The 22,608-nt window shown below is 63.3% G+C and carries 12 protein-coding genes, 1 tRNA gene and 1 pseudogene; 4 read left to right on the forward strand and 10 right to left on the reverse strand.

The window, feature by feature from the left end:
• Positions 1-661 precede the first annotated feature (661 nt).
• From NLM15_RS34085 to NLM15_RS34095, 3 genes and pseudogenes are all read right to left on the reverse strand, one after another.
• Complete coding sequence (locus NLM15_RS34085) at positions 662-973, reverse strand: DUF736 domain-containing protein (protein ID WP_254122275.1); 312 nt, start codon at positions 971-973, stop codon at positions 662-664.
• Between the two features lie 711 nt (positions 974-1,684).
• A pseudogene (locus NLM15_RS34090) lies at positions 1,685-3,696 on the reverse strand (ParB/RepB/Spo0J family partition protein).
• A gap of 873 nt (positions 3,697-4,569) precedes the next feature.
• Positions 4,570-5,616, reverse strand: coding sequence for an IS110 family transposase (locus NLM15_RS34095; RefSeq protein WP_254122277.1), 1,047 nt, complete (start codon positions 5,614-5,616; stop codon positions 4,570-4,572).
• Between the two features lie 799 nt (positions 5,617-6,415).
• Here NLM15_RS34095 and NLM15_RS34100 point away from each other — a divergent pair.
• Entirely contained in the window at positions 6,416-7,552 is a 1,137-nt protein-coding gene (locus tag NLM15_RS34100; protein ID WP_254122279.1) for a hypothetical protein, read from the forward strand.
• A 57-nt stretch (positions 7,553-7,609) separates the two neighbouring features.
• Here the strand turns inward: NLM15_RS34100 and NLM15_RS34105 are convergent.
• The 6 genes from NLM15_RS34105 to NLM15_RS34130 all read right to left on the reverse strand — a co-directional run bounded on the left by NLM15_RS34105 (position 7,610) and on the right by NLM15_RS34130 (position 16,162).
• Positions 7,610-7,685: transfer RNA gene (locus tag NLM15_RS34105), tRNA-Lys, on the reverse strand.
• A gap of 170 nt (positions 7,686-7,855) precedes the next feature.
• Positions 7,856-8,464 (reverse strand): Spy/CpxP family protein refolding chaperone, encoded by a 609-nt coding sequence (locus NLM15_RS34110; protein ID WP_254122281.1) that lies wholly within the window; start codon positions 8,462-8,464, stop codon positions 7,856-7,858.
• A gap of 204 nt (positions 8,465-8,668) precedes the next feature.
• Entirely contained in the window at positions 8,669-9,682 is a 1,014-nt protein-coding gene (locus tag NLM15_RS34115; RefSeq protein ID WP_254122283.1) for a TRAP transporter substrate-binding protein, read from the reverse strand.
• A gap of 330 nt (positions 9,683-10,012) precedes the next feature.
• Positions 10,013-13,615: a hypothetical protein gene (locus tag NLM15_RS34120; protein WP_254122285.1), complete on the reverse strand. Its 3,603-nt coding sequence runs from the start codon at positions 13,613-13,615 to the stop codon at positions 10,013-10,015.
• Positions 13,616-13,792: 177 nt separating this feature from the next.
• Positions 13,793-15,355, reverse strand: a complete 1,563-nt coding sequence (locus NLM15_RS34125) for a 2-isopropylmalate synthase (RefSeq protein WP_254122287.1) — start codon at positions 15,353-15,355, stop codon at positions 13,793-13,795.
• Between the two features lie 561 nt (positions 15,356-15,916).
• On the reverse strand, positions 15,917-16,162 hold the full coding sequence (locus tag NLM15_RS34130) for a hypothetical protein (RefSeq protein WP_254122289.1): 246 nt from the start codon (positions 16,160-16,162) through the stop codon (positions 15,917-15,919).
• Between the two features lie 304 nt (positions 16,163-16,466).
• On the opposite strand from NLM15_RS34130, the gene NLM15_RS34135 reads away from it, so the two are divergent.
• A complete protein-coding gene (locus NLM15_RS34135; RefSeq protein ID WP_254122291.1) occupies positions 16,467-17,699 on the forward strand; it encodes an SMP-30/gluconolactonase/LRE family protein in 1,233 nt (410 codons plus the stop codon).
• 87 nt (positions 17,700-17,786) lie between these two features.
• Here the strand turns inward: NLM15_RS34135 and NLM15_RS34140 are convergent, their stop codons facing one another.
• Positions 17,787-19,676, reverse strand: coding sequence for a peroxidase family protein (locus NLM15_RS34140; protein ID WP_254122293.1), 1,890 nt, complete (start codon positions 19,674-19,676; stop codon positions 17,787-17,789).
• Between the two features lie 195 nt (positions 19,677-19,871).
• On the opposite strand from NLM15_RS34140, the gene NLM15_RS34145 reads away from it, so the two are divergent.
• Together NLM15_RS34145 and NLM15_RS34150 are read left to right on the forward strand one after the other, a co-directional pair.
• Entirely contained in the window at positions 19,872-21,005 is a 1,134-nt protein-coding gene (locus tag NLM15_RS34145; protein ID WP_375166949.1) for an NAD(P)/FAD-dependent oxidoreductase, read from the forward strand.
• Positions 21,006-21,291: 286 nt separating this feature from the next.
• Entirely contained in the window at positions 21,292-22,536 is a 1,245-nt protein-coding gene (locus NLM15_RS34150) for an ABC transporter substrate-binding protein (protein WP_254122296.1), read from the forward strand.
• Positions 22,537-22,608: the final 72 nt, after the last annotated feature.

Raw genomic sequence — 22,608 nt, forward strand, 5'->3', positions numbered from 1 at the left:
TGTCTCCTTCGTTGCCGCAGGGGCCGATGCCCTGCGATGGCGAGACCGTCATGGCGGACGGCACCCATCCGAACCCTTGGGGGCGAAGCGCAGCGGCGCACCTGAGCTCGCTCCTTTTTTGCAGCGAAGCGGGCGCGAGGAGCCGGCTTGCCGGCGGGGAAAAAAGGCAGCGTGCGAGGGTTTCGGATAGGGGACGGCTGCCATAGGTCGTAGCGCCAAAAGCAGGGCATCGTGCCCCTTCAGACGGGGGAGACGGGCCTTGCCGCAGAACGTCATTCGCCCACGTAAACGGCGCGTGGGCAGCGACTCGACGTGCGCTTCACATCTCGATCTTCTCGCGATTCAGACCAGGTCATTTGGCTCGACGAGCGGCTCGGCTGCGCATCCGAGACGTGATGCCGGAGCCGCCAATCAGTCGAATCCGGTGCCATCGAGCTGATGCGCAGACGGCGATTGAACTCGCGAACCGCCATAAAATGCGTCCAAAAGCTCGATTTTATTCGCAACTCGGCGCCTCGAACCCGCTTCAAGGAGTGCCGCGAATCCGTGGCTGCGCGCCTCCCTTTTCTAGAGAAAAATGCCCTTCCATCTTCCTTCAAAGCGGCGCAGGAACCGCAAAATAGCCCCGCCTCCGAGGAGACGGGGCCGATGATCCCCGGCGTCAGTCGCCGCTGCGGCGCGACCAGATCAGGCTGAAACCTTCTTCGCCTTCGACCTTGACCAGCGAGGCGTAGATCGGAGCGGGGAAGCTCGGATCGTCGAGTTTGACCGAGAGATATTCGCGGTCGCTGTCGCGGACGGTCTTCTTCCAGGCGGCGCCGAATTCGGTCGCTCCGGCGAAAATCCTGAAGTCGGGAGCCTTGTCGTTGTCCTTCTCTGAGGCCGCGAACTTGGCCTTGATGTTCAGCGTCAGCGTCTTGATCGAGCCGGTGTAGCCGTTGTCCGAAGCGGTGAAAGTGCCGATGGTCGCCATGGTGATCTCCGTCTGTCTGTTGCTCGGGCCACGCCCATCGCAGCCTCGATGGCGATCTTTGGCCCGGGGAGCGATCGGCCCGCAGCCCTTGGGCCCGAAGCGCAGCGGAGGACGGCGAAAGCCTGCTTTTTTGTCTTGCGCGAGGAATGCCGCCTCTCGGCGGCAGGGGAAAAAAGCAGGCGTGAGCTGTTGCGGGAAGGCGATCGAGGCTCTTGCCGTCCCTCGGGCCTGATCAGCCAATCGAGGGTGCGTTGGACGCGAGCCCATGACCGGACTGACGGAGATGGCCGTGGCTGCCAGAGCCCACCACAGCATTGGAAAACGGCGGGATCGATCAGAGAAAAATCGACGTCTGCGCATCAAGCGCGAGCAAGATGCACCGGATAAAGCAAACGAGCTCGACCGCATTTTCGAATTAGGAAACGACGGCGGGCGCCCAGGATTATTCGCGCGACTACGCGGCGGATACGCGAGATCCAGATACGATCAGAACCCCAACCTGATCGCCTGGCCGCCGCCAAAAGGGAGGCGCCGCAAAAGCTCACCGGTTCGCTGCAAATGGCGCAGATCAGAGGGATCGTGACCCGCATTTGGAGACGGGCTAACGGGCTTAGTCGCCGCATCACCTCAACCAAACCGGCCGCGCACCGTTAGGTACGCGGCCGGAATTTGAAAGTGAGCCGGGGCATGCTCGCCGTCCCGGCTCACCTCTTACTCAGCAGCTTGCGAGCAGAATTCACGCCCTTGCGCCTCGTCTGACGTGCGGGCCTGATCCTCCGTTTTCACCGTACGGAGGACAGACGGCAACCAGTCCGTTGCTGCCAAAAGCTGCTCAGCGGCCGCTGCCATCTCGACCTTTTTCATTCCTGACAAACGTTCGGCGGCCTCCTCGCCGACGCCTTCGCGGACGGCCTCCAGAATGCCCGCCTTGGTGACCCGGCAGAGATAAGATTGCACCGTCGGCCGCCAATATCCGGTCATGTCGAGGCCCACGGCCCCGGCCATACGGCTGGCCACGGCCAACGCGCGAGGTCGCAGATCAAATGGCAATTTGACCGCATTGACCGTTGACGCCGTGCAATGGGCGAACAGCGCCATTCGGCTATCGTAGTCGAGTTCGGCCACGAATTCCCACAGCGCGGCGACGTCCCGGGGCATCTGCCTCGCCCAGTTCGCATGACCATCCGACCACGCCTTTCCGGCCGGCGTGTCTTCGATTCCGGCCGCATGCGTCGACAAATCCGCCTTTACGGGCTGAATACCGACCACATGGGCATTGGCGCCGATGTAGAAGATTTGCGCAGCAAGCGCGTGGGTGACGGCCACGATGGCGACCTCGGGCTGCTCGCTCAAATTGAGACGCAGCCCGAGGGTACGGTGCGCGGTGAGGTCACGAATGAGCGTGTCAGACAGCTTCTGCTCCTCGTCTTCCTCTTCATTCTCTCCGTCCTCTCCTTCACCATCGCGCGTGGCTTGATCGTCCCCGTCGCCTTCCTCGTCCTGCCCCTGAGCGTCGCCATTCCGCCCGGCCCCGGGTTGGGATTTGTCGTCCTCGGGACGGATGAAACCGCGTTCGATCCTGACGGTGCCGTCGTGATTAAGGATCACGAACGCGCCGCCGCGCGCGACATCGCCGGGATCGTAGGCCTGCCTTTTCGCTTCGAGTTGCTCGATTTGGCTCTCCAATTGACCGAACCGTGCATCCACCTCATCAGGCAATTCCTCGGCCGTTTGATGCTCTTCCGTCAGCCAATCGAACTCGGTTTGAAGCGCTTGAAGAGCGGCCTGATCTTCCGCCGAAAGCTCGACCGGATGCGGGTAAGCGCGCTTCATCCCGTGAGCATGCGGGAAGTCGAGGTGGGGCTCCGTCCACTTCCATCCCTCGGCCATCCGCAAGGCATCCGCCTCCCGGCCAAGCCGTGCGGTCACGAGCAAGTCGAGCAGCGCCAAATCTTCCAGATAGCCGCCACGGTCCTCGGTGAAGAGGTCACGCAAGACCGTACCGCCCTCCTCGACATAGGCTTCGAGCCCGACAAAACGCGCACGGCGATCCGTTGCGGCCACGTGTGTTTCGGTGAGGAGCCGGCGGATCGTACCGGCTTCACGGTCGTAGGACAGGCACTCATAGACACTCTCCTGCCGGGCCTGATCGTCGGTAATGGCAAAGGCCATCAACTGCTCAAGGGTCAGATCGCCCTCGCGATAGAGCTGGATCAATTTCGGGGAAACGGCACCCAACCGGAGCCGTTGCCGCACCACATGCGGCGTCACACCGAACCGGGCAGCGATCTCCTCCGCACCAAAACCACGCTCGTCCGCAAGCTTCCTGAACGCCTCGAACTGGTCGGCGGGATGCATGTTTTCCCGGGTAACGTTCTCGTCCAGGCTGATTTCGTGGGGGTCATTCGCGGTGTCGATGACGCAACGGATCGGCTCGGTCTTTTTGATCTCCTTCCGCTTCACCCGCAAAAGCTGGGCAAGCCGCCTGCCCTCGCCGATTGTCACGAGATAGTACCCTGTGGCGGCTCCCTCTCCGTCCAACTCCGGTTCGACCACCAGATTCTGCAGGATACCCTTGGCGGCGATACTCGCGCATAACCCTCGATCGCCGCTTCACTGTGCGGCGTCTTGCGCGCATTGTTTGGGGATTTCTTGAGCTTGTTGAGCGGAATCAAAACCTCCGTCCCGCTCGCCGGAATGATTTCAACTGACTTGGCCGACATGATCGTATTTTCCTTTGCTTCCATGGGTGCAAGGCGCACCACGCGCCTGCGCCCCTGCCCGTCGGCGAGACCGGGGTAGCAAGTGCCAGGGCGACCCGACCGGAGGGGGATCACCCGCCCGTAGGGGCCGCTCGATAGAAGCGGGTCTGCACAAGCGTGGGCCATGCAGTCCGGAGTTGGCGGATTGAAACAAGCGCGGAAGACCGGGGAGACCGCTCGGGGCGGCGCCGGCACCAGCCGGCGCTTCACCCTGGCGCGCGCGAGGGGCGGAGCCCCATAGATTTCAAGCATTAGAATGTTGAGCAAGTCACCGCGGGTGAAAGCAGGACGTCGGAAATAAGAGCAAAAGTGAGCAAATCAAAAGAGGCACCCGCAAGAGGGTCAGCATAGCGCCGACGCGAAAGCGGCGGGACCCGGGACCGAGTGCAGTCGCGAGACCGGTTAACAAGGCACCCGCGCGACGGGCAGTGATAGCGGTGCCGCGAAGCGGCAGCCCTTCGCGCGAGTGCCTCCGGCGAGCGACACATTATATATCTGCTGCCTGCGCGAGGAATCGAAGCCGAAGGCCAAGACGCAACGCGGCTCGGTTCATATGTGGACGGCCCCCGACTTGCAAGGATTGGCTCTGGCAGCATGCTCGGATCGCTTGCGCTCATATGTCCGGCCTGTTTTCGGGTCTTGCGACCACCGGCCAAGATGGGCTTCGCGGACAGTGAGATCCAAACACGAGAGCGGCATTTTCTGCCGGTAAACCGAGCGGAGCATCTCACATGACCGGCTCGCGCCGAACGTACCACCTCTTCCTATCCTGCAAGTTCCGCCCTCAGCGTCGAACCTACCGGTCTGGCGCCAAGCTCTGCATTTCGTTCAAGCCTAGGCCGGCGTCGGCATCGGTATGACACTGCCAGCAGGTCGGTAACGCTCGCCACTGACCATCAGTTTCCAGGCGATCCGCGCCAGCTTATTTGCCAACGCTATGGCGACCAGCTTCGGCGGCTTGCGCGCGATCATGCCTTTCAGCCAGGGCCAGGAGCGACTCTCGCGTCGCCGCATATCTGCGATCACAGCCGTCGCTCCAGCGACCAAAACGGTTCGCAACATGCCATCACCGGCGCGCGTAATCACGCCGAGTCGATTCTTTCCGGCTGTTGAATGATTCTTTGGTGTCAGGCCAAGCCAAGCAGCAAAGTTTCTTGCTGACTTGAACCCGCCTGCATCCACGACCTTGATTGACAGCAGCGTCGCGCCAATCGGACCAATCCCCGGAATGGCCGCCAGTCGTCGGCTCATCTCGCTACTCCGGTAGAGGTGCATGAGCTTCTTGTCGAGCTTGGCGATCTGGTCGTCGACGCGCGCCAGCTCTGTCGCCAACGCTTCCACGAGCTCCAGCGCCAAGTCGGGAACTGTCTCGTCAGCCCGAATATCGATCAGCAACTGCTGAAGCCGCGAAAGCCCCTTGGGCGCGGTAAAGCCAAATTCCGCGGCGTAGCCGCGGATCGAATTGGCGAGCTGGGTACGCCTGCCGATAAACTGACTGCGCACGCGCGTCAGCATCTGCGCGCCCTGCTGCTCGGGACTTTTGATCGGCACAAAGTTCTTGCGCAGTTTCGGTCGACTCGCCGCCTCGCAAATCGCCTCGGCGTCCGCAGCGTCGGATTTTCCGCGCTGCACGTACGGTTTGACATATTGCGGCGGGATCATCGCCACCTCATGCCCGAACGATCGCAGCTCCCTCGCCCAATAGTGCGATGCTCCGCAAGCCTCCATCGCGACAAACGCAGGCGGCAAACGCCTGAAGAACTCCAGAACTTGGCCGCGCTTCAACTTGCGCCGCAAAACCGGCTGCTCCATCCCGTCAACGCCATGCAACTGAAACACACTCTTTGACGTATCCAAACCGATGCGAACAATCGTTTCCACGGGTGGCTCCTTCGTTTGAGGTCATGACAACCTCAGCCTAGCCACGCAGAGTGGCGGAAGGGGGCCGTCCACCCCAACACGAGAGCCCGGTGCGGCGATAGCCGCACGCACGCCATTTGCGCGCACCCGATATCAACGACGAGATCCTCGGAGTCCAAAGGATGGCTACGATTTGCATTGGCGCCGGTTGGGATAACGCGAAGATGATCGATTTGACGAAATAGCGATCAGCCTGATCGAGATGACGCCAGCAGTCTGATCTGGGCGTAGCATGCGGCAACGTTGTTTAGCTTGGAATTGCCGGATTGACCGAATGATGTTTGCTCTGCTGCATGGCGATCGATGGATCCGCAGCCCAACCGAGCAGTGATAGCAAGTCGCGCGAGGCCAGATCGCGGCATTCCACACGATTGCCGCGCTATCCCGAGCACGGGGCGTGGCCAGCCGAGATGCGAATTGACATGCTCGCCGCGTATCTTGATTTCCGGAGCGTGGACGAGCTCGTGCGCTCTATTTCCAAGGGACACGCGCCGGCGCCGACCGGCTATCGAGTCCGCGGCCGATCGCGAGAGCCTATTTGGTCTAAGTTGGTCGTAGACGAATATGTTGCGCGGGACTCCGCTATTCGGCAGAATCGGCAGTCAACCGATCTGGCAGCGCTGGTATGAAGCCTCCGAAGACCGCTTTGAAATTGCCTCGGTATTGCAGAAGGAAGCCTTTAAGGAGTGGCCGGTGGGCCTATTTCTTTGAGCCTCCGACCTGGGCACGTGATCAGGGATGCCATGTCAAGGCAGAGCCTTTGGGCGAGGATTACGCGGCCGCCGTCGAACGCGCCGAGTACGTTCTTCTGCCGGCTTTCGATAGTTGGCGTTCTCGTGGTCTTACGGATTTGGTGCCGCTCGGCGTCGCGCCTGGATCATTCGACTGGCTCGCCGGGGTGTTCAAGGCTCATCAGAAGTGGAAGGAAATCGACCACAAGACGCAGCGTCTCTATGAGCAGGGCCTGACGCTATTCGCTGATCACTTATTGAAAGACGGTACGCGGGCGGGGTCGAAGCAGATCGCCGACTTTACAAAAGGCTTCGTCGACGCCGTCTATGCGAAGCTCCTCTTTGTTGAAGAGAAGGATGCCGACGGCAACATTGTGCAACGGGAACGCCGGCGCTTCGCGAACGCTGCGATGACGGCCTGCCGTCGTGCCTGGTTCGTCGGACAGCGCGCGGAAGAGAAGAAAGTGCCTGCCGTCAATCCGTTCTCCAAAATGGGACTGAAGGCGCGCGCCCCGGGGCAGCCAGCGCGAGAGACGCCGACTGCAACCTGGGACGAACTCGTTGCCTTTCGCGCCAAGGCGAACGAACTTGGCTATCGATCCGTGGCGACGGCGGCACTTGTCGCATGGGAATGGCTCCAGAGAGAAGAGCACGTCTTCGGTGCTCTCGAGATCGGCCACTACAGACCGAAAGAGCGCCCGAACAGTGTGCGTATCGTCCATCCGAAGAATGGCGAGGAGGCCTGGTGGCCCCTGTTCGACGAGACTGGCGCGACCTTGTTTCCCGAGCTGATGGCAGAGCTGGACGCAATCAAACAGACGACACTGTCTGGCCTGGTTTTTCGGCGCGACCATATGCACCGGAGGTCAGCCACCCCGCTGCCATGGATCACAGCAAAGCAGGACCTTCGCTACCTGCGGGAGGTCGTGAAGAAGATCATTCGCGCAGCCGGTCTTCGGGAGGAACTGTCCTTCACGTCATTCCGCCACGGCGGCTTCACCGAGGGTGCTGACAGCGATTTGACAGACGCTGAGCTCAGAGCCGCGGGCCGGCACCGCTCATCGCGGCAGTTGCCGACCTATGCAAAGCGCACACGGAAACAGCTAATTTCCGGCACCAAGAAGCGACGAGAGGAAAGAACAAAGGCAGCCGGTTTGTCGGAATAGCCATCGACCGTCTGTCGGAATGACGACCGCGACAAACCCCTAAGCTATTGAAAAGCTTGGTGGGCGCACCAGGGCTCGAACCTGGGACCCGCTGATTAAGAGTCAGCTGCTCTACCAACTGAGCTATGCGCCCGAAAGGCGGTCAATGCCTTGCGAGGCCGGTCGTTTAGCAAAGCGATCCGGGGATGGCAAGCGATGCGGCGAAGGTTTTTCCACAGTCCCCAAAAAGCGAAAAGCCGCTGGATTCCAGCGGCTTCCCCAGGGTTAATCTCGGGGTTAATCCCCGCAAAATCCCGCACTGGCTCAGAGCCGGCCCTCGCGATCCCGGTCCGGGCCGCCATCGCGGTCGAAACGGTCGCGGTGGAAGTGCTCCATGCCGCGCTCCATCATGCGGTCCATGCCCCGTTCCATGAAGTGCCGGGGCGGGCCGTCCCCACCGCCCCCGAACGGGCCGCGGTGGCGGGTCAGCACGGCAAGGCGCCGCTTCTGGCCCTCGTCGAGCGTCTTGTAGAGCGGATCGGCGGCATCGGCGATCTTCTTCAGGGCGGCAGAGCTGGCGCCCATGTCCTCGGCGCGCTGGCGCAGGCGGGCGATCGGATCATCAAGCCTGTCGGCATCCCTCGATGCGTCACCCGGGCCGGCATTCATCCGCGCGTTGGCGCGGTCGATGCGCAGCTTGGCGAAGTCGCGCACGGCGGCCTCGACCGGCGGCCACAGCTTCTCCTGATCGGCATTGAGCTTCAGCCCGGCATGGACGGCGGCGATCCGCGCGTCGACGAAAGCGGCGCGGTCCTCCGGGTTCATGCGCATGTGGCGGATGTGCTCCATCCACGGGCGATGATATTGGGCATAGACCGCGCCCGAGCCGGCGATGCTGAGCACGGCGATGGCGGCGATGGTGAACTTCCTCATACGAACCTCCTCTGGAAGGATGCCCGCGAGAATGAGCGCGATGCAGCTGACGCGCAACTTACAACTTGGACAGGGAAGCCGTTCTTACAGAGATGTAACTACCGTGAATGCCTGTTCAGATGCAGACTGAAATGATTTGCAACAAAAAGGGCTTCCATGCAGTGCACGGAAGCCCTTTGCGCATGCATTATTTTGCCATGCACGTTAGTTCGTCGCGCTCTTCGCTTCCTTCTGGAACTCGTCGATCAGCGGCTGACCGACGCGGCCTGCGGCGTCCTTGTAGACCGGCTCCATCGCCTTGCGCATCGCCGCATCCTGCTCCGGCGTGAGCTTGATGATCTCGCTCTTGCCGCTCTTCTTGATCTCGGCCAGCGCGTCGTCGTTCTCCTTCTGCGACTGCGCGTTGTTGAAGTCGGTTGCTTCCTTCATCGCCTTCGACAGCTGGTCGCGGATGTCGGCCGGCAGATCGTCCCAGAACTTCTTGTTCACGATCACGACGTAGCCGATGTAGCCGTGATTGGTCTCGGTGATGTACTTCTGCACCTCGTGCATCTTCTGGGTGTAGATGTTCGACCAGGTGTTCTCCTGCCCGTCGACGACGCCGGTCTGCAGCGCCTGGTAGACCTCCGAGAACGCCATCACCTGCGGCAGCGAGCTGAGCGCCTTGAACTGGGCCTGCAGCACGCGCGATGACTGGATGCGGAACTTGATGCCCTGGTAGTCAGCGGGCGTGACCAGCTTCTTGTTGGCGCTCATTTCCTTGAAGCCGTTGTCCCAATAGGCAAGGCCGGTGATGCCCTTGGGCTCCAGCAGCTTGAGCAGCCGCGCGCCGAGCGGGCCTTCCGTCACCTTCCGCAGCGTCTTCAGGTCGGGAAGGATGTAGGGCAGATCGAACACCTCGAACTCGCGGATGCCGAGCGGGCCGAACTTGGAGTTCGACGGCGCCAGCATCTGCACGCTGCCGAGCTGAAGCGCCTCGAGCTCTTCCTTGTCCTTGTAGAGCGTCGAGTTCGGGTAGATCTCGACCTTGACCTTGCCGCCGGTGTATTTCTCGGCGAGTTCCTTGAATTTCTCGGCCCCCTTGCCCTTCGGCGTGTCGGTGGCCACGACGTGGCTGAATTTGATGATGATCGGCGACTGGGCCGATGCCGGCCCGGCCAGCGCCAGCGATCCGGTCAAGACCGCGACCGATACCGCAGCCAAAATGAGTTTCCGCATGCTTCCTCCCGCACGTTTTTCGTGGGGCACGGACCTCCGGCCCCAGGCCTTAGTTTCAAGACTTGAGGCAGGATTATAGGGAAGCTGGTACCGGCGCTATTGCCCGTTAGCAGGGGGCGGCTTGCAAAAATGCAGGACCGCGAGGGGGTTGGCTCTTGCCGGACGTGCCACCGCGGATTGAAGGCGGGGGCCCGGCCGCGCCGCTGCGGCGTCCGCTTGTCGCGGGGCGCGGCGCCAATCCCGCTTGAATTCAGCAACCTCAAAAAAATACCCGGCTCCAGCGAGCCGGGCAGTTCGATCTTGCGGTCGGTCTTTAAGCTCGCCGTTGGCTCAATGGCCGAGCGATGCCACCAGCGTCTGCTGCTGCCCGTTGGCAACCGTGGGATCGCTGATGACGGTGCCGCCATGCCCGTCCGAGGACAACGCGAAGTCGGCCGCGCTGTACTGGCCGAGCAAGCTCAGCGATGCCGCGTGCGTGCCGTCGGAGACCGTCAGGGTGCCGCCGGTGTTGCCGCTGTTCTGCGCATAGGCGAACGAGGTCACGCCGTCGCTGAACTGGATGTCGCCGAGGTCGATGCTGTCATGATACTGCCAGCCGGAGATCGTTCCGGTGAAGCCCGACGCCTGGGCGAGCACCAGCGAGGCATTGGGGCCGGCGAAGATCACATCGTCGATCGTGCCGCCCGAATGGACAAAGGCGAGCGCCCCCGAGCCGATCGTGGTGACGTCGGCGCTGCCGCCGGACTGCACGTATTGCGTGCCGGCGAGGACCGTCGTGCCGGTCGCGCTGCCATACACATATTGCACGCCGCCGTTGACGATGGTGGCGCTGGCGGCGCCCCAATCGAGCTGCACGCCGCCGGCGTTGATCGTGGTGCCGGTCGCCGTGCCGTCGGCGTAGACGTTCTGCTGGCCGCCGGCGTTGACCGTCGTCACCGACGCGTTGCCGTGGAGATACTGGGAAGCGCCGTTGCCGATCGTGGTCTGGACCACCGTGCCGCCGTAGACCGACTGGATGCCACCGTCCATCGTGGTGTTGATCGCGGTTCCACCCGAATAGACGTCCTGCCCGCCGCCATGGATCGTCGTGTCCGAGGCCGTGCCGCCGCTCTCGACGGCCTGCAGGCCCGAATTGATCGTCGTGAGGCTCGCCGAGCCGAACACGTACTGACTGCCGCCGCTGATCGTCGTGATGATCGTGAAGCCCCAATCGATCTGGATGCCGCCGGCATTGATGGTCGATCCGGTCGCGCTGCCGTCGATGTAGACGTTCTGCTCTCCGCCGGAATTGACGGTGGTCGAAAAGGCGTTGTTGTGAACGTGCTGTATCCCGCCATTCGCGATCGCGGTCTGGATCGCAACGCCGAAGACATTCTGGGTGCCGCCGTCGACGGTGGTGTTGCTCGCAATACCACCGCCATGGATATCCTGCTCGCCGCCGGTCTTGATCGTCGTGCCGTCGGCCGAGCCGCCGATCTGGATGTATTGATTGCCCGAGATCACGGAGTTCGAGGCCAGGCCGTAGACCGCTTGCGCGGCCCCCGCGGCAACCACCATACCGTTGGCCGAGCCTTCCAGCACGACCACCGCGCCGCTCTCGACCTCGATGTCGGAGTAACCGGTGGCGTCCTTGATCCGCCAGACCCCGCTCTGGATATCGAGCTTCTCGACATTGACCACGGCGCCGAGCAGCGTGCCGCCGCCCGAAAGCGTGAGCGTGTCGAACCCGTCGCCGCCGTCGATGGTACCGCTGATGGTCGAGCCGGTGGCGAGATTGATGCTGTCGTCGCCCGCGCCCATCGAGACGTCGCCGGTGATGGAGCCGCTGTTGGTGAGCGTATCGTTGCCGCCGTCCGTGGCGACACTGCCGAAAATGCCACCATTGTTGGTGACGGTGTCGCCGAACGTGCCGACGATCGAGATCGCCTCGCCGTTGTTGCCGCGGATCGTGCCATCATTGATGATGGTCATGGCGGCGAAGGCGCTGCCGTCGTTGCTGTCGTCGACGGTGATCGCACGCTGGTCGCTGACAATCAGGCCACCCACCTCATTGTGGACGAAGCCGCCGCCGATCGCGAGCGCCTCGTTGAGGCCGTTGGCTCCGCTGGTCAGGCCGACCGCCCTGATCGTGCCGAAATTGTCGATCGAGACCAGGCCGTCGACATCGATGCCGTCGGCATCGGCGCCGCCGACCGACGTGCCGGTGATGGAGCCGTGGTTGGTCACTGATGTCGTCGTGTTGGCGGCGGTGTCCATGTTGATGCCGGAACCGCTGCGGCCGATGATCGTGCCGTCGTTGCTGACGGTGATCGGCTGGTCGCCGGTGATGGCGTGGCGCGCGCCGTCGATGATGCCGCCGGCGAAATTGTTGACGACACCGCCGGTGTTGACCGACTGGAAATCGATTGCGTCGTTGCCGTCCGAGGATGCCGAGGCGTTGTGGCTGACGATCTGGCCGTAATTGTTGATGGTGGCGTTCGCGCCGGGGCGGATCGCGTCGGCATCGGCCGCAGAGATCACGCCGGTGGCCGCGTTGTTGATGACGGTGTGCGCACCGCTCGAATTGATGTCGTCGAGGTCGAGCGTCTGGCCGGCATTGCTGCCGGTCCCGGTCGAGGAGATCGTGCCGTCGTTGTTGACGGTGAAGATGCCGCTGGTGCCGGAGACGAGGTTCGAGATCTTCACCGCGTCCTTGGTCGCGGTGATGGTGGCACCGGCCTTGTTGTTGATGGTGAGGCTGCCGCTGGTCGAGCCGCTGGTGGCGATCGCGCGGCTGGTGCCGGTGATGGTGCCGGAATTGTCGACCAGCGCGCCGGGCGAGGTGCTGCCGCCGATCCAGGTGACCGGGGTCGAGCCCGATAGCGTCGCGCCGGAGAGGACGGTCAGATGATCGTTGTTGGCGAGCGTGATCGGGTTCGACGAGTTGCCGGAGACCAGGGTGCCGTCGTCATTGGCGATGGTGCCGGTCGCCGTCGCGGTGCCGATCGTGACCGTCGCACCCGGATTGCTGGCGCCGGTCAGCGTCAGCGTGAAGCTCTCGTCGGGTTCTGCGGTGGTGTCGCCGGAGATCATGATGGTGACCGTCGCGGAGGACGCACCGTCGGCGATGCTGCCGCTGAAGCTCGAGCCGGGCAGCGTGCCGCCGAAATCGGCCGCATCGGTGCTGCCGGCGGCGAAGGTGCCGGAGAAGCTGATCGCGCCCGTGGTGCCCCCGGTGCGCAGAACCGTGAACGTCATCGTCTTGGTGCCGCCGTCACCTTCGGTGACCAGCACGCTCGCCGGCGAGAACGAGACCGTCTGCGTGGCGGCGGCCGCCACGGTGAAGGCGGTGGTCGGGAACGGCGCGTCGGGCGTGGTGCCATCCGCGCTCTGGTCGCCGCTGCCGTTCTGGGTGGCCCAGTTCGCGGTGTTGCCGATCGCGGCAAGGTAGTCGGCGAAGCTGGCGAAGCCCGAGCGCGGGCCGTTATAGCCGACGATGTCGAGGCCGCCGGTGAAGCTCACCGCGGTCTGGCCGGCGACGAGGCCGGTACCGGTCAGCGTGCCGTCGGAGGTCGCATAGCCGACATTCGAGATCGCGGCGAGAAAGGTCGGCGCGGTCGAGGAGCCGACATAGGCGTAGACGACCTCGCTGTCGTTGGACAGGCCGGTGTTGTTGGCGTTGGTGAAGGTCGCCGAGCCGGCGCTGGTGCCGAACGTGCCCTTGCCGATGTTGTTGATGTCGATGACGGTGCCGGCGGCGATCGCGCTGGTCGCGGTCCAGGCGATCGTGCTCTCGGCATTGCTGCCGGTGGCGAAGCTGGTTCCGTTCCAGTTGCTGTCGGTGAAGTTGATTACCGTGCCCTGCGGGATGTCGGCCAGGGCAACAAAGGACAAATTGTCGTTGCCGTCGCCGTTGAATCCGGTGAAGGCGATCGAACCAGCAGTGAGGGGCATTTCAAATTCTCCGGCAGCGGCAAGGGGCGCGCGACGCTGCCGGTTAATGGAACGTTAACATGACATGTTAATAACATATTTGTTGCGATACACCCCCGCATGACGTGATCGATCCCCAAACGAAAAACGCGGCGCCAGAGGCGCCGCGTTTGCCGGATGAGCGATGAGAACGAAGCGTCAGCTCGCTGCCGCCGTCGTCACCGTGTCGCGCTGGCGCTTCATGACGATCTTGTTGAGCGCGCCGAGATAGGCCTTGGCCGAGGCCACCAGCGTATCCGGGTCCGCCGCGCGCGCCGTCATCGCACGTCCCTCATGCGACAGCCGCACCGAGACTTCGGCCTGCGCGTCGGTGCCTTCGGTCACGGCGTGGACCTGGTACAGCTCGAGCTTGGCTTCGTGCGGCACCAGGCGCTTGATGCAGTTGAACACCGCGTCCACCGGACCGTTGCCCTCGGCCTCCTCGATCTTGATCTGGCCGTCGACGTCGAGCTTCATGGTCGCGCGCTGCGGACCATGGGTGCCGGCGATCACGGTCAGCGAGGTCAGCTTGATGCGGTCGTGCGAGGCCGCCATCTCCTCGTCGACCAGCGCCTCGATGTCCTCGTCGTAGATGTCCTTCTTGCGGTCGGCCAGCGCCTTCATCCGCGTGAACGCATCTTCCAGCTGGTTCGGGCCGAGCTTGTAGCCCATCTCCTCCAGCTTGTGCACGAAGGCGTGGCGGCCGGAATGCTTGCCCAGCACCAGCGAGGACTGCTTCAGGCCGACCATCTCGGGCCGCATGATCTCGTAGGTGGAGGCGTCCTTCAGCACGCCGTCCTGATGGATGCCGCTCTCATGCGCGAACGCGTTCCGGCCGACGATCGCCTTGTTGTACTGCACCGGGAACGAGGTTGCCGCCGACACCACCTTCGAGGCGCGGGTGAGCTGCGTGGTGTCGATCTTGTTCCAGTACGGGAATTTGTCGTTGCGCACGTTGATCGCCATCACGATCTCTTCCAGCGCGGCGTTGCCGGCGCGCTCGCCGATACCGTTCACGGTGCACTCGACCTGACGCGCGCCGCCGACGATGCCGGCCAGCGAGTTCGCCACCGCCATGCCGAGGTCGTTGTGGCAATGGACCGAGAACACGGCCTTGTCCGAGTTCGGCACGCGTTCGATCAGCGTCTTCATGAAGTGAGTGTATTCCTCCGGCACCGTGTAGCCGACCGTGTCCGGGATGTTCACCGTGGTGGCGCCGGCCTTGATGACGGCTTCCACGATGCGGCACAGATACTCCATCTCGCTGCGGGTGCCGTCCTCGGCCGACCATTCGACGTCGTCGATCTGGTTGCGGGCACGGGCGACCATCGCGACCGAGGTCTCGATCACCTGCTCCGGGGTCTTGTTCAGCTTCACCCGCATATGCAGCGGCGAGGTCGCGATCACGGTGTGGACGCGGCCGCGTTTTGCAAACTTCACCGCCTCGGCGCAGCGGTCGATATCGGCCGGGTGCGCACGGGACAGGCCGGCGATGACGGCGTTCTTGGAGCGGCGGGCGATCTCGCTGACGGCCTGGAAGTCGCCTTCGGAGGTGATCGGAAAGCCTGCCTCGATGACGTCGACGCCCATATCATCCAGCAGCTCGGCGACCTCGAGCTTCTCCTCGAAGGTCATGGTGGCGCCGGGGCACTGCTCGCCGTCGCGCAGCGTGGTGTCGAAAATAATGACGCGGTCCTTGTCGGACTTGTTCGCGGTGGCCATTTCAAATTTCCTTTTGAGCTTTCGCGCCGTCAGTCTTCTGGGCGCTTGAGGTGTCCGGTGATCTCGACCAACCCCTGAGCGCCCAGGCGCGTGGCGCCCAGCCGGCCCTCAGGGGCAAGTAAGAAGAAGCCCGCCAATAAGGAGGGTGGGCAGCAGCGCGGCCGGGATCGTGGCGGCGGCCAGAGCCACCTCCCCCGAAATCCCATCGATTTGGCCACGAATCAGCATTGCCAGACCCTTTTGAGCCCTCAAATCCTCGGTCAAAACCGTTGACGGTTGGTTGCCGGGAGGCTCAACGCGCCGTTTCTAGACGAGAAATGGCGGCAACTGCAACGCCAAAAGATGGTCAGCAGAGGTGACCTAATAGAACCGCGAAGCGTCCGCGACGGCGCCGCCCGCAACCCGATCCACGGCTCGTGACGACGTACGACCGCCCCTCTTCGGGGATCCCGATGGGCGGCTAATGCGGTTAACCAGAAATTCTGCGAAGGCAGCCTGCATGCGCGAAGCGATGCTTGGGGACGCCGGCCACGGATTGCGCTTCGCCCTACGGTCGTCAGGCTAGCTCGCGCGGCGACTGCGGGCCCGGCTTTCCCAACGGTCCAGCATCTGACCGAGCTCGCCGGTGGCGACGGGGGCGGCCTCGTTGGTGTTGGCGGGCGCGGCGGCGCGAAGCCAGCCCGGCTCGGTATATTCACGCCAGCGGCGCGCCTCCGCCCGACGTTTGCGGGAGACGAGATCGCGGGTGACATAGCCGGCGGAGAACGCGATGGCGAGCGCAATGACCAATGCAACAACGGCTAACACAATGAACTCCGGCTGATGCCCCGGCAACGTTCTGCCAACATCGCGCGCGAGGTCAAGGCTTGACACGCCCTAAAAACGGTCCCGGTTAACCGCCAGAGCGCGAAGACAAGCACCGAACGACAAGAGCGGGACGAATTGTCGCTTTTGCCCTCGCGGAGCCGCAATGCGGCCGCCTTTCAGCCCCTGCCAAGCCGGCGTCGCGCAAAGGCTGCGAGCCTGCCCCTCGCAACCGGCCGCGGACCGGACTAACCTTGCTCCGCTCGGCCGGATCAACCGGCCAGCCGAACATGATCGGGAGGACGCGATGACACGCCAAGAGGCTCGTGACCACGAGCAGCGTGACCAGGATGCTGCGCTTTCACGACGAACACTTGTCCGGGGACTTGCGCTCGGCGCCGCCGCCACGATGGCCGGCCCCGCGCTGGCCCAGACCGGACCTGCCGCACCGCCGACGACAATCACCACCCCGCCGCGTGATTTCGGCCCCAACGGCGCACCGACCACCTATTTCTGGGACCCTGACATCATTGCGGTCGATCCCTCCTTCAACGATCTCGCGCAGCCCAACACCGCGATCAAGCGGCTGCACACCGGCCTGTTGTGGGCCGAGGGCCCGGCCTGGAGCGCGCAGGGCCGGTACCTCTTGTGGAGCGACATTCCCAACAACCGGCAGATGCGCTGGACCGAGGACGACGGCCGCGTCAGCGTGTTCCGCTCGCCCTCGAACAATTCCAACGGCAACTCGTTCGACTTCCAGGGTCGTCAGCTCTCCTGCGAACATTTGACCCGGCGCGTGACGCGCTACGAGCACGACGGCACCGCCACGGTGCTCGCGGACGCCTATCAGGGCAAGCGGCTGAACTCGCCGAACGACATCGCCGCGCATCCCGACGGCAGCTACTGGTTCACCGACCCGCCCTATGGCGGCCAGCTCTATGAAGGCGAGCCCGACGTCGCGGGCGGCCCGAGCAATGCAGGCGGCAAGCTCAATCCGCGGATCGGACAGCCGGCCGGCTTCGTCCCGGGCAAGCGCGAGTTGCCCACCAATTGCTATCGCATCGACCCCTCGGGTCGCATCGACCTCGTCGTCACCGAGGAGCAGGTGCCGGATCCCAACGGCCTGTGCTTCTCCCCCGACTACAAGAAGCTCTACGTCGCCTCGACCGGCAAGGGACCGGGCGACACCGGGCCCGGCGGCAAGGGCGAGATCTTCGTGTTCGACGTCGGCAGCGACAACAAGCTCTCGGGTCTCAAGAAGTTCAGCGACTGCGTGATCGACGGCGTGAAGTGCGGGCCCGACGGCCTGCGCTGCGACGTCAACGGCAATCTCTGGGCGTCCAGCAATGCCGGCCGCGCGGTCGGCTACAGCGGCGTGACGGTGTGGTCGCCGGAGGGCAAGCTGCTCGGCCGCATCCGCCTGCCGGAAGTCTGCGGTAACGTCTGCTTCGGCGGCCCCAAGCGCAACCGCCTGTTCATGGCCGCGAGCCAGTCGCTCTACGCCGTCTACACCGCGACGCAGGGCGCAGGGCCGGGCTGAGGCGGCACGGAGCGGATCACGACACGGCGCCGGCGTACCTCGCCGGCGCCGAATGATGCTGTATCGCTCGTTTGAAGCGACCCAGCATTATGTCCATTCGTGATGATGCATCTCATACTGCTTTACGCCCAGCAGGTCGATGGTCTCGGAGCCGACCTGCAACAGTGTTCCGCCATGATGGTCAGATGATTTCGTGACGTGAACGTCGTTTGAAAATTGCAGTTTGTCCTGTTTGGGATCGAAGTCGGTGATGACCGCGGTGTTGTGCTTACCTGCGAGTTCAGCAAGGTCGAATACGAATGTGTCGACACCGGCACCTCCGGTCATGGTCATGCGGCCGGGCGCGGCGACCAGCGTGTCATCGAGATCTCCGCCGGTCAGGATATCCATGCCGGGAGATCCGACCACAAGCTGCGCCATGCCTGCTGCGGCCTCTTCTCCGGTCGGGTCTACGCCGCCCAGCGTGCCGCTGTGCCGCTCGGTGGCGACGAAGGCATCGCTCTGCATCGCAGTGGTATCGGTGTCGCGCAGAATGAGGTCCGACAGCGTGGTGTTCTTTATCTCGTTCAGGGTCTGCGTATCGAAGCCCTGGTTCTCGAAGTAGTAGCGATCGCCGTCGCGCAAAGCGGTGAACTGGTCGGCGATGATTTTGCCGAAGGTGGGCCCGATGACGGCTCCTGCCGCATGATCCTCAGCCAATCCACCGGCCCACAAATCGACGGCATCGATCGAACCATAGGCTTTCTCGAACGCTGCTGCCGTTGCCGGATCAGAGCTGAACTGATCGAAGCTGGTGTAAGGCGCAAGCCCCAGCGCCTCCCGGGTTTGGTTCAGTGTACCCAGCCCAAGATCATGGCCACGTTGGATATTGATCGCTGCCAGATCCATGCTGTCCGGAGGATCGAACAGGAGGTTTCGCAAGCCATCGACAATGTGAGCGTCCAGCGGGTTGGCCAAGTCCCCTGCCAGATGCCGCAGCAGGCCATCCGCACCCGTCGCCTTGAAAGTCGCCGTGTCTTCGAAAAACGATTGCGCCAGCGTCTGCTCCGACGTGAAAGCACCCAGATTGCTGGTCGCGCTGATCTCGTCGGAGACGATGGAGTGACCGAAGCGAAAGGCCGCACCGGCAAACTCTTCGGTGATCCGCGCGTCCGCCGTGCGATCATAGCCGTGGTATGGCTTGATGGCCTCCTCGCCCAACAGATGCGGCAGGAACTCGTTGTAGGTGATGTTGACCATCTCGGCCGTGGTGATGGCCTTGGCCGTCTCGTAGAGCTTGTCGCCGCTCCAGTTCGGATGGTCCTCGTGCAGTCGATCGACCTGGTAATTGTGCTCGCGCACAAACAAGACTTGCAAGGCGGTCAGGTCGGGATTCTCCTGCGCCCGTACGTCACCGGCCGCAAAGACATTGCCGTGCTCGGTCTCGACGATCGGGAGATTGTCTCCCGCCGACACCTTCATATGGCCGTCGGCCGTTCGCAGGCTCGCTGCGGTGGCCGCGTCGGAACCGTAGATCTGCGATCCGTCCAGCCAACCCGTCACCGTGTTGATCGCGGCCGCCGGATGCCCGGTGACCCCCGTCGCAGGATCGATCGCCACCCGCGTCAACGGGATCATGCTGCCGGGCGGCAGAAATTCATCATCAGCCGGGACCTTGATCGAGATATCATCCGTGCCTATGCCCTCCTTCTGCAGATCCAGATCGTGATCGATGAACTGGCCCCACGCATACATCATGCCTGACAGCGCGACGCCGGCATCATCCACCAGATGTGGGCCTTCCTCGTCATCGCCAACTTCCGTCTGCGCCACGACAATGTTGCTGATCTCGCGCGGATTCGGCCCCGGCGTCATTTCATTGACCCCATCGACGAAATTTGCCGGCCCCAGCCGAGCAAAGTCGGTGTCGGCCTGGTTCAAGGTGGGATCCGCACGATTGTTGTTGGAGCCGTCGATGCTGCGGAATCTGAGCGCCATGGTTTACCCTCCCCGTAGAGTGTTCCCCCCAGCGCCCGCTCAATTGGCCGCTTGCGGCATGACGCTTTTGTGATTCTTTGTGACGCTCGCATGATCGTTGAGTGACGACATCCGATATACGACAGAATTGCACCTCTAGCGGCGCAGCGGCAATCTCGGCCTGAACGATCGTGCCGAACAGGCGATGTTGCGCAAATCAGCGCAGCACTATCCAAGGAACAATCCATGCGCGTCATCATCTGCGGCGGCGGCGTGATCGGGGCCTGCACCGCGCTATATCTCCGCCGGCTCGGCGCTGAGGTCATCATCGTGGAGCGGACCGAGGTCGCGGCCGCCGCGTCCGGCAAGGCCGGCGGCTTCCTGGCGCGCGACTGGTGCGCAGGCTCGCCGCTCGATGCGTTGGCGCGGCGCAGCTTCGCGCTTCATGCGGAACTGGCGGAGGAGATCGCTGGCGATTGGGGCTATCGCCCGATGACCGCCTATAGCGGCTTCGTTGCTTCCGTTGGCGATGCGCGGCGGGATGCACCATCCGCGCTCGGCTGGCTCAGCGACGGCGTCGTCATCGCCCAGCGCATCGGAACAGTGGAGACGACCGCGATCGTTCATCCCCGCAAGTTCACGTCGGCCGTGATGAACGCAGCACTCGCGCAAGGCGCCGAGCTTCGGGCAGGCCGCGTCACCGGCATCATGCGCGATGCGAAGGGCACGACCGCGAAGGGTGTCGAGGTCGAAGGCAGCCTCGTCGAGGCGGATGCCGTCGTGATCGCGATGGGGCCATGGTCGCTGCTGGCCGCGCAATGGATGAGCATGCCCGCGGTCTATGGCCAGCGTAGCCCGAGCATCGTGTACGACATCGGCCCCAACGTGCCGGCCGATGCGCTGTTCCTGGAGTATGACGAGGACGGCAGCGCCGTGTCGATCGAAGTCTTTCCACGCGCCGACGGCAGCACGCATATCACGGCACTCTCAGACATCGCGCCGCTGCCGCTCGATCCGGCGGCGGTGACGCCGGACCAGGACGCGATCGCGCGCCTGCAAACCATGTCCGAGCGGCTGTCGCCGCTGTTCGATCCTGCGAAGATCATCGCACGGCAAGCCTGCTTCCGTCCGGTGACACAGGACGGCTTGCCGCTGATCGGCAAGGTCCCGCAAAGTGAAGGCCTCTATGTTGCGACCGGACACAATGTGTGGGGTATCCTGAATGCGCCCGCCACCGGCGAGGCCATGGCGAAACTGATCGCCGAGGGTGCAACGCGCGAGGTCGCTCTCTCGCCATTCGATCCAGCCCGGCTTCAGCCGCTCGATCCCGCGCTGCTGCAAGCACGCTGAGCTGATTGAGTTGCTCTTTCTTGTAGCCCGGATGGAGCGAAGCGAAATCCGGGCTACGAGCACCATGTTGTTCTGCGCCTCCGATGGCGACGCATGCCCACCGACGAAATCTGCATGCCTGCGCGCGAAACGGGTCCAGCAGCTCTCCTGCCCGCAATTTGCGCAGCGCTAGACTTTAGTCCGTCTCTCACAATCCTGAACGCGGTTTCACTTGCCGAGAATGTCGTCGCCGTTATAGTTGCGACACAATGGCTCACAAGAGGCCTGTTCAAAGGGAGAGAACAACATGAAAAAACGACTCTCTGTTGCATTGCGAATGGCGCTCGGTGCGGCCGCGGCCGGTGCGCTAATGGGAGCACCAGGCGCGGCACTTGCGGCTGATCCGCTTCGGATCGGCGTGATCGCGGAAGCGCAGGCGATTGCCGGCGCCTCGATTCCACAGGCAGCGCAGCTCGCCGCGGACGAGATCAACGCCAATGGCGGCGTCGACGGTCGCAAGATCGAGATCATCTCCTACGACAATCACTCCTCCTCGGCGGATTCAGTCCGTGCGTTCCAGCGCGCAGTGAACGAGGACAAGGTCAACGCGGTCATCGCCAGCTATATCAGCGAGGTCGTGCTGGCGCTGGAGCCCTGGGCCTCGCGGCTGAAGACGCCGTTCGTGACGCCGGGCGCCGCCTCCAACGAGATCAGCAAGAGCGTTCATGCCGACTACGAGAAGAACAAATACACCTTCCACGGCTATCTGACCTCGGCCGCGCTGGCACTCTCGGTCTGCGACGGCGCCAAGGACCTCCTCGTCGACAAGATGCACATGAAGACGGCGGTCATCATGAGCGAGGACGCCGCCTGGACCAAGCCGCTCGACGTCGGCTACGAGGAATGCCTGCCCAAGATCGGGCTGAAGGTGCTCGACCACATCCGCTTCTCGCCTGACACCACCGACTTCACGCCGATCTTCAACAAGATCGAGGGCTCCAAGCCCGACGTGATCATCACCGGCATCTCCCATGTCGGTGTGCAGCCGACGGTGCAATGGAAGAACCAGCAGGTGCCGATCCCGATGTTCGGCATCTCCTCGCAGGCGACCAACGAGACCTTCGGCAAGGACACCAACCAGGCGGCCGAAGGCGTGCTCTATCAGGGCGTCTCCGGGCCCGGCGTCGCGGTGACGCCGAAATCGGTGCCGTTCGCGGAAGCCTTCAAGAAGAAGTTCGGCAATTATCCGTCCTATGCCGGTTACACCGCCTATGACGAGGTCTACTACATCGCCGATGCGGTGAAGCGCGCCGGCTCGACCGACGCCGACAAGCTCGTCGCCGCGCTCGAGAAGACCGACTGGGAAGGCACGATCGGCCGCGTCCAGTTCTACGGCAAGGACGATCCCTTCACCCACTCGATCAAATACGGCAAGGGCCTGATCACCGGGCTGATGCTGCAATGGCAGGACGGCAAGCAGAGCGCGGTCTGGCCCAAGGACGTCGCCAAGGTCGACGTCAAGTTCCCGAGCTTCATCAAGCTCAGCAACTAGCAGGAACAGCTCCCGGGACCACCTCCCGGGAGCTTCCACATGCGGCTCTCCGCAGCACCTTCCCTCAAAGCG

The organism is Bradyrhizobium sp. CCGB20, assembly GCF_024199855.1.
Lineage (GTDB): Bacteria > Pseudomonadota > Alphaproteobacteria > Rhizobiales > Xanthobacteraceae > Bradyrhizobium.

Excerpts from the sequence above, each read along its gene's own strand:
- NLM15_RS34135 (WP_254122291.1), top strand. The coding sequence starts at position 16,467 with ATGACACGCCAAGAGGCTCGTGACCACGAGCAGCGTGACCAGGATGCT.
- NLM15_RS34140 (WP_254122293.1), bottom strand. The coding sequence starts at position 19,676 with ATGGCGCTCAGATTCCGCAGCATCGACGGCTCCAACAACAATCGTGCG.
- NLM15_RS34120 (WP_254122285.1), bottom strand. The coding sequence starts at position 13,615 with ATGCCCCTCACTGCTGGTTCGATCGCCTTCACCGGATTCAACGGCGAC.
- NLM15_RS34085 (WP_254122275.1), bottom strand. The coding sequence starts at position 973 with ATGGCGACCATCGGCACTTTCACCGCTTCGGACAACGGCTACACCGGC.
- NLM15_RS34150 (WP_254122296.1), top strand. The coding sequence starts at position 21,292 with ATGAAAAAACGACTCTCTGTTGCATTGCGAATGGCGCTCGGTGCGGCC.
- NLM15_RS34110 (WP_254122281.1), bottom strand. The coding sequence starts at position 8,464 with ATGAGGAAGTTCACCATCGCCGCCATCGCCGTGCTCAGCATCGCCGGC.
- NLM15_RS34115 (WP_254122283.1), bottom strand. The coding sequence starts at position 9,682 with ATGCGGAAACTCATTTTGGCTGCGGTATCGGTCGCGGTCTTGACCGGA.
- NLM15_RS34125 (WP_254122287.1), bottom strand. The coding sequence starts at position 15,355 with ATGGCCACCGCGAACAAGTCCGACAAGGACCGCGTCATTATTTTCGAC.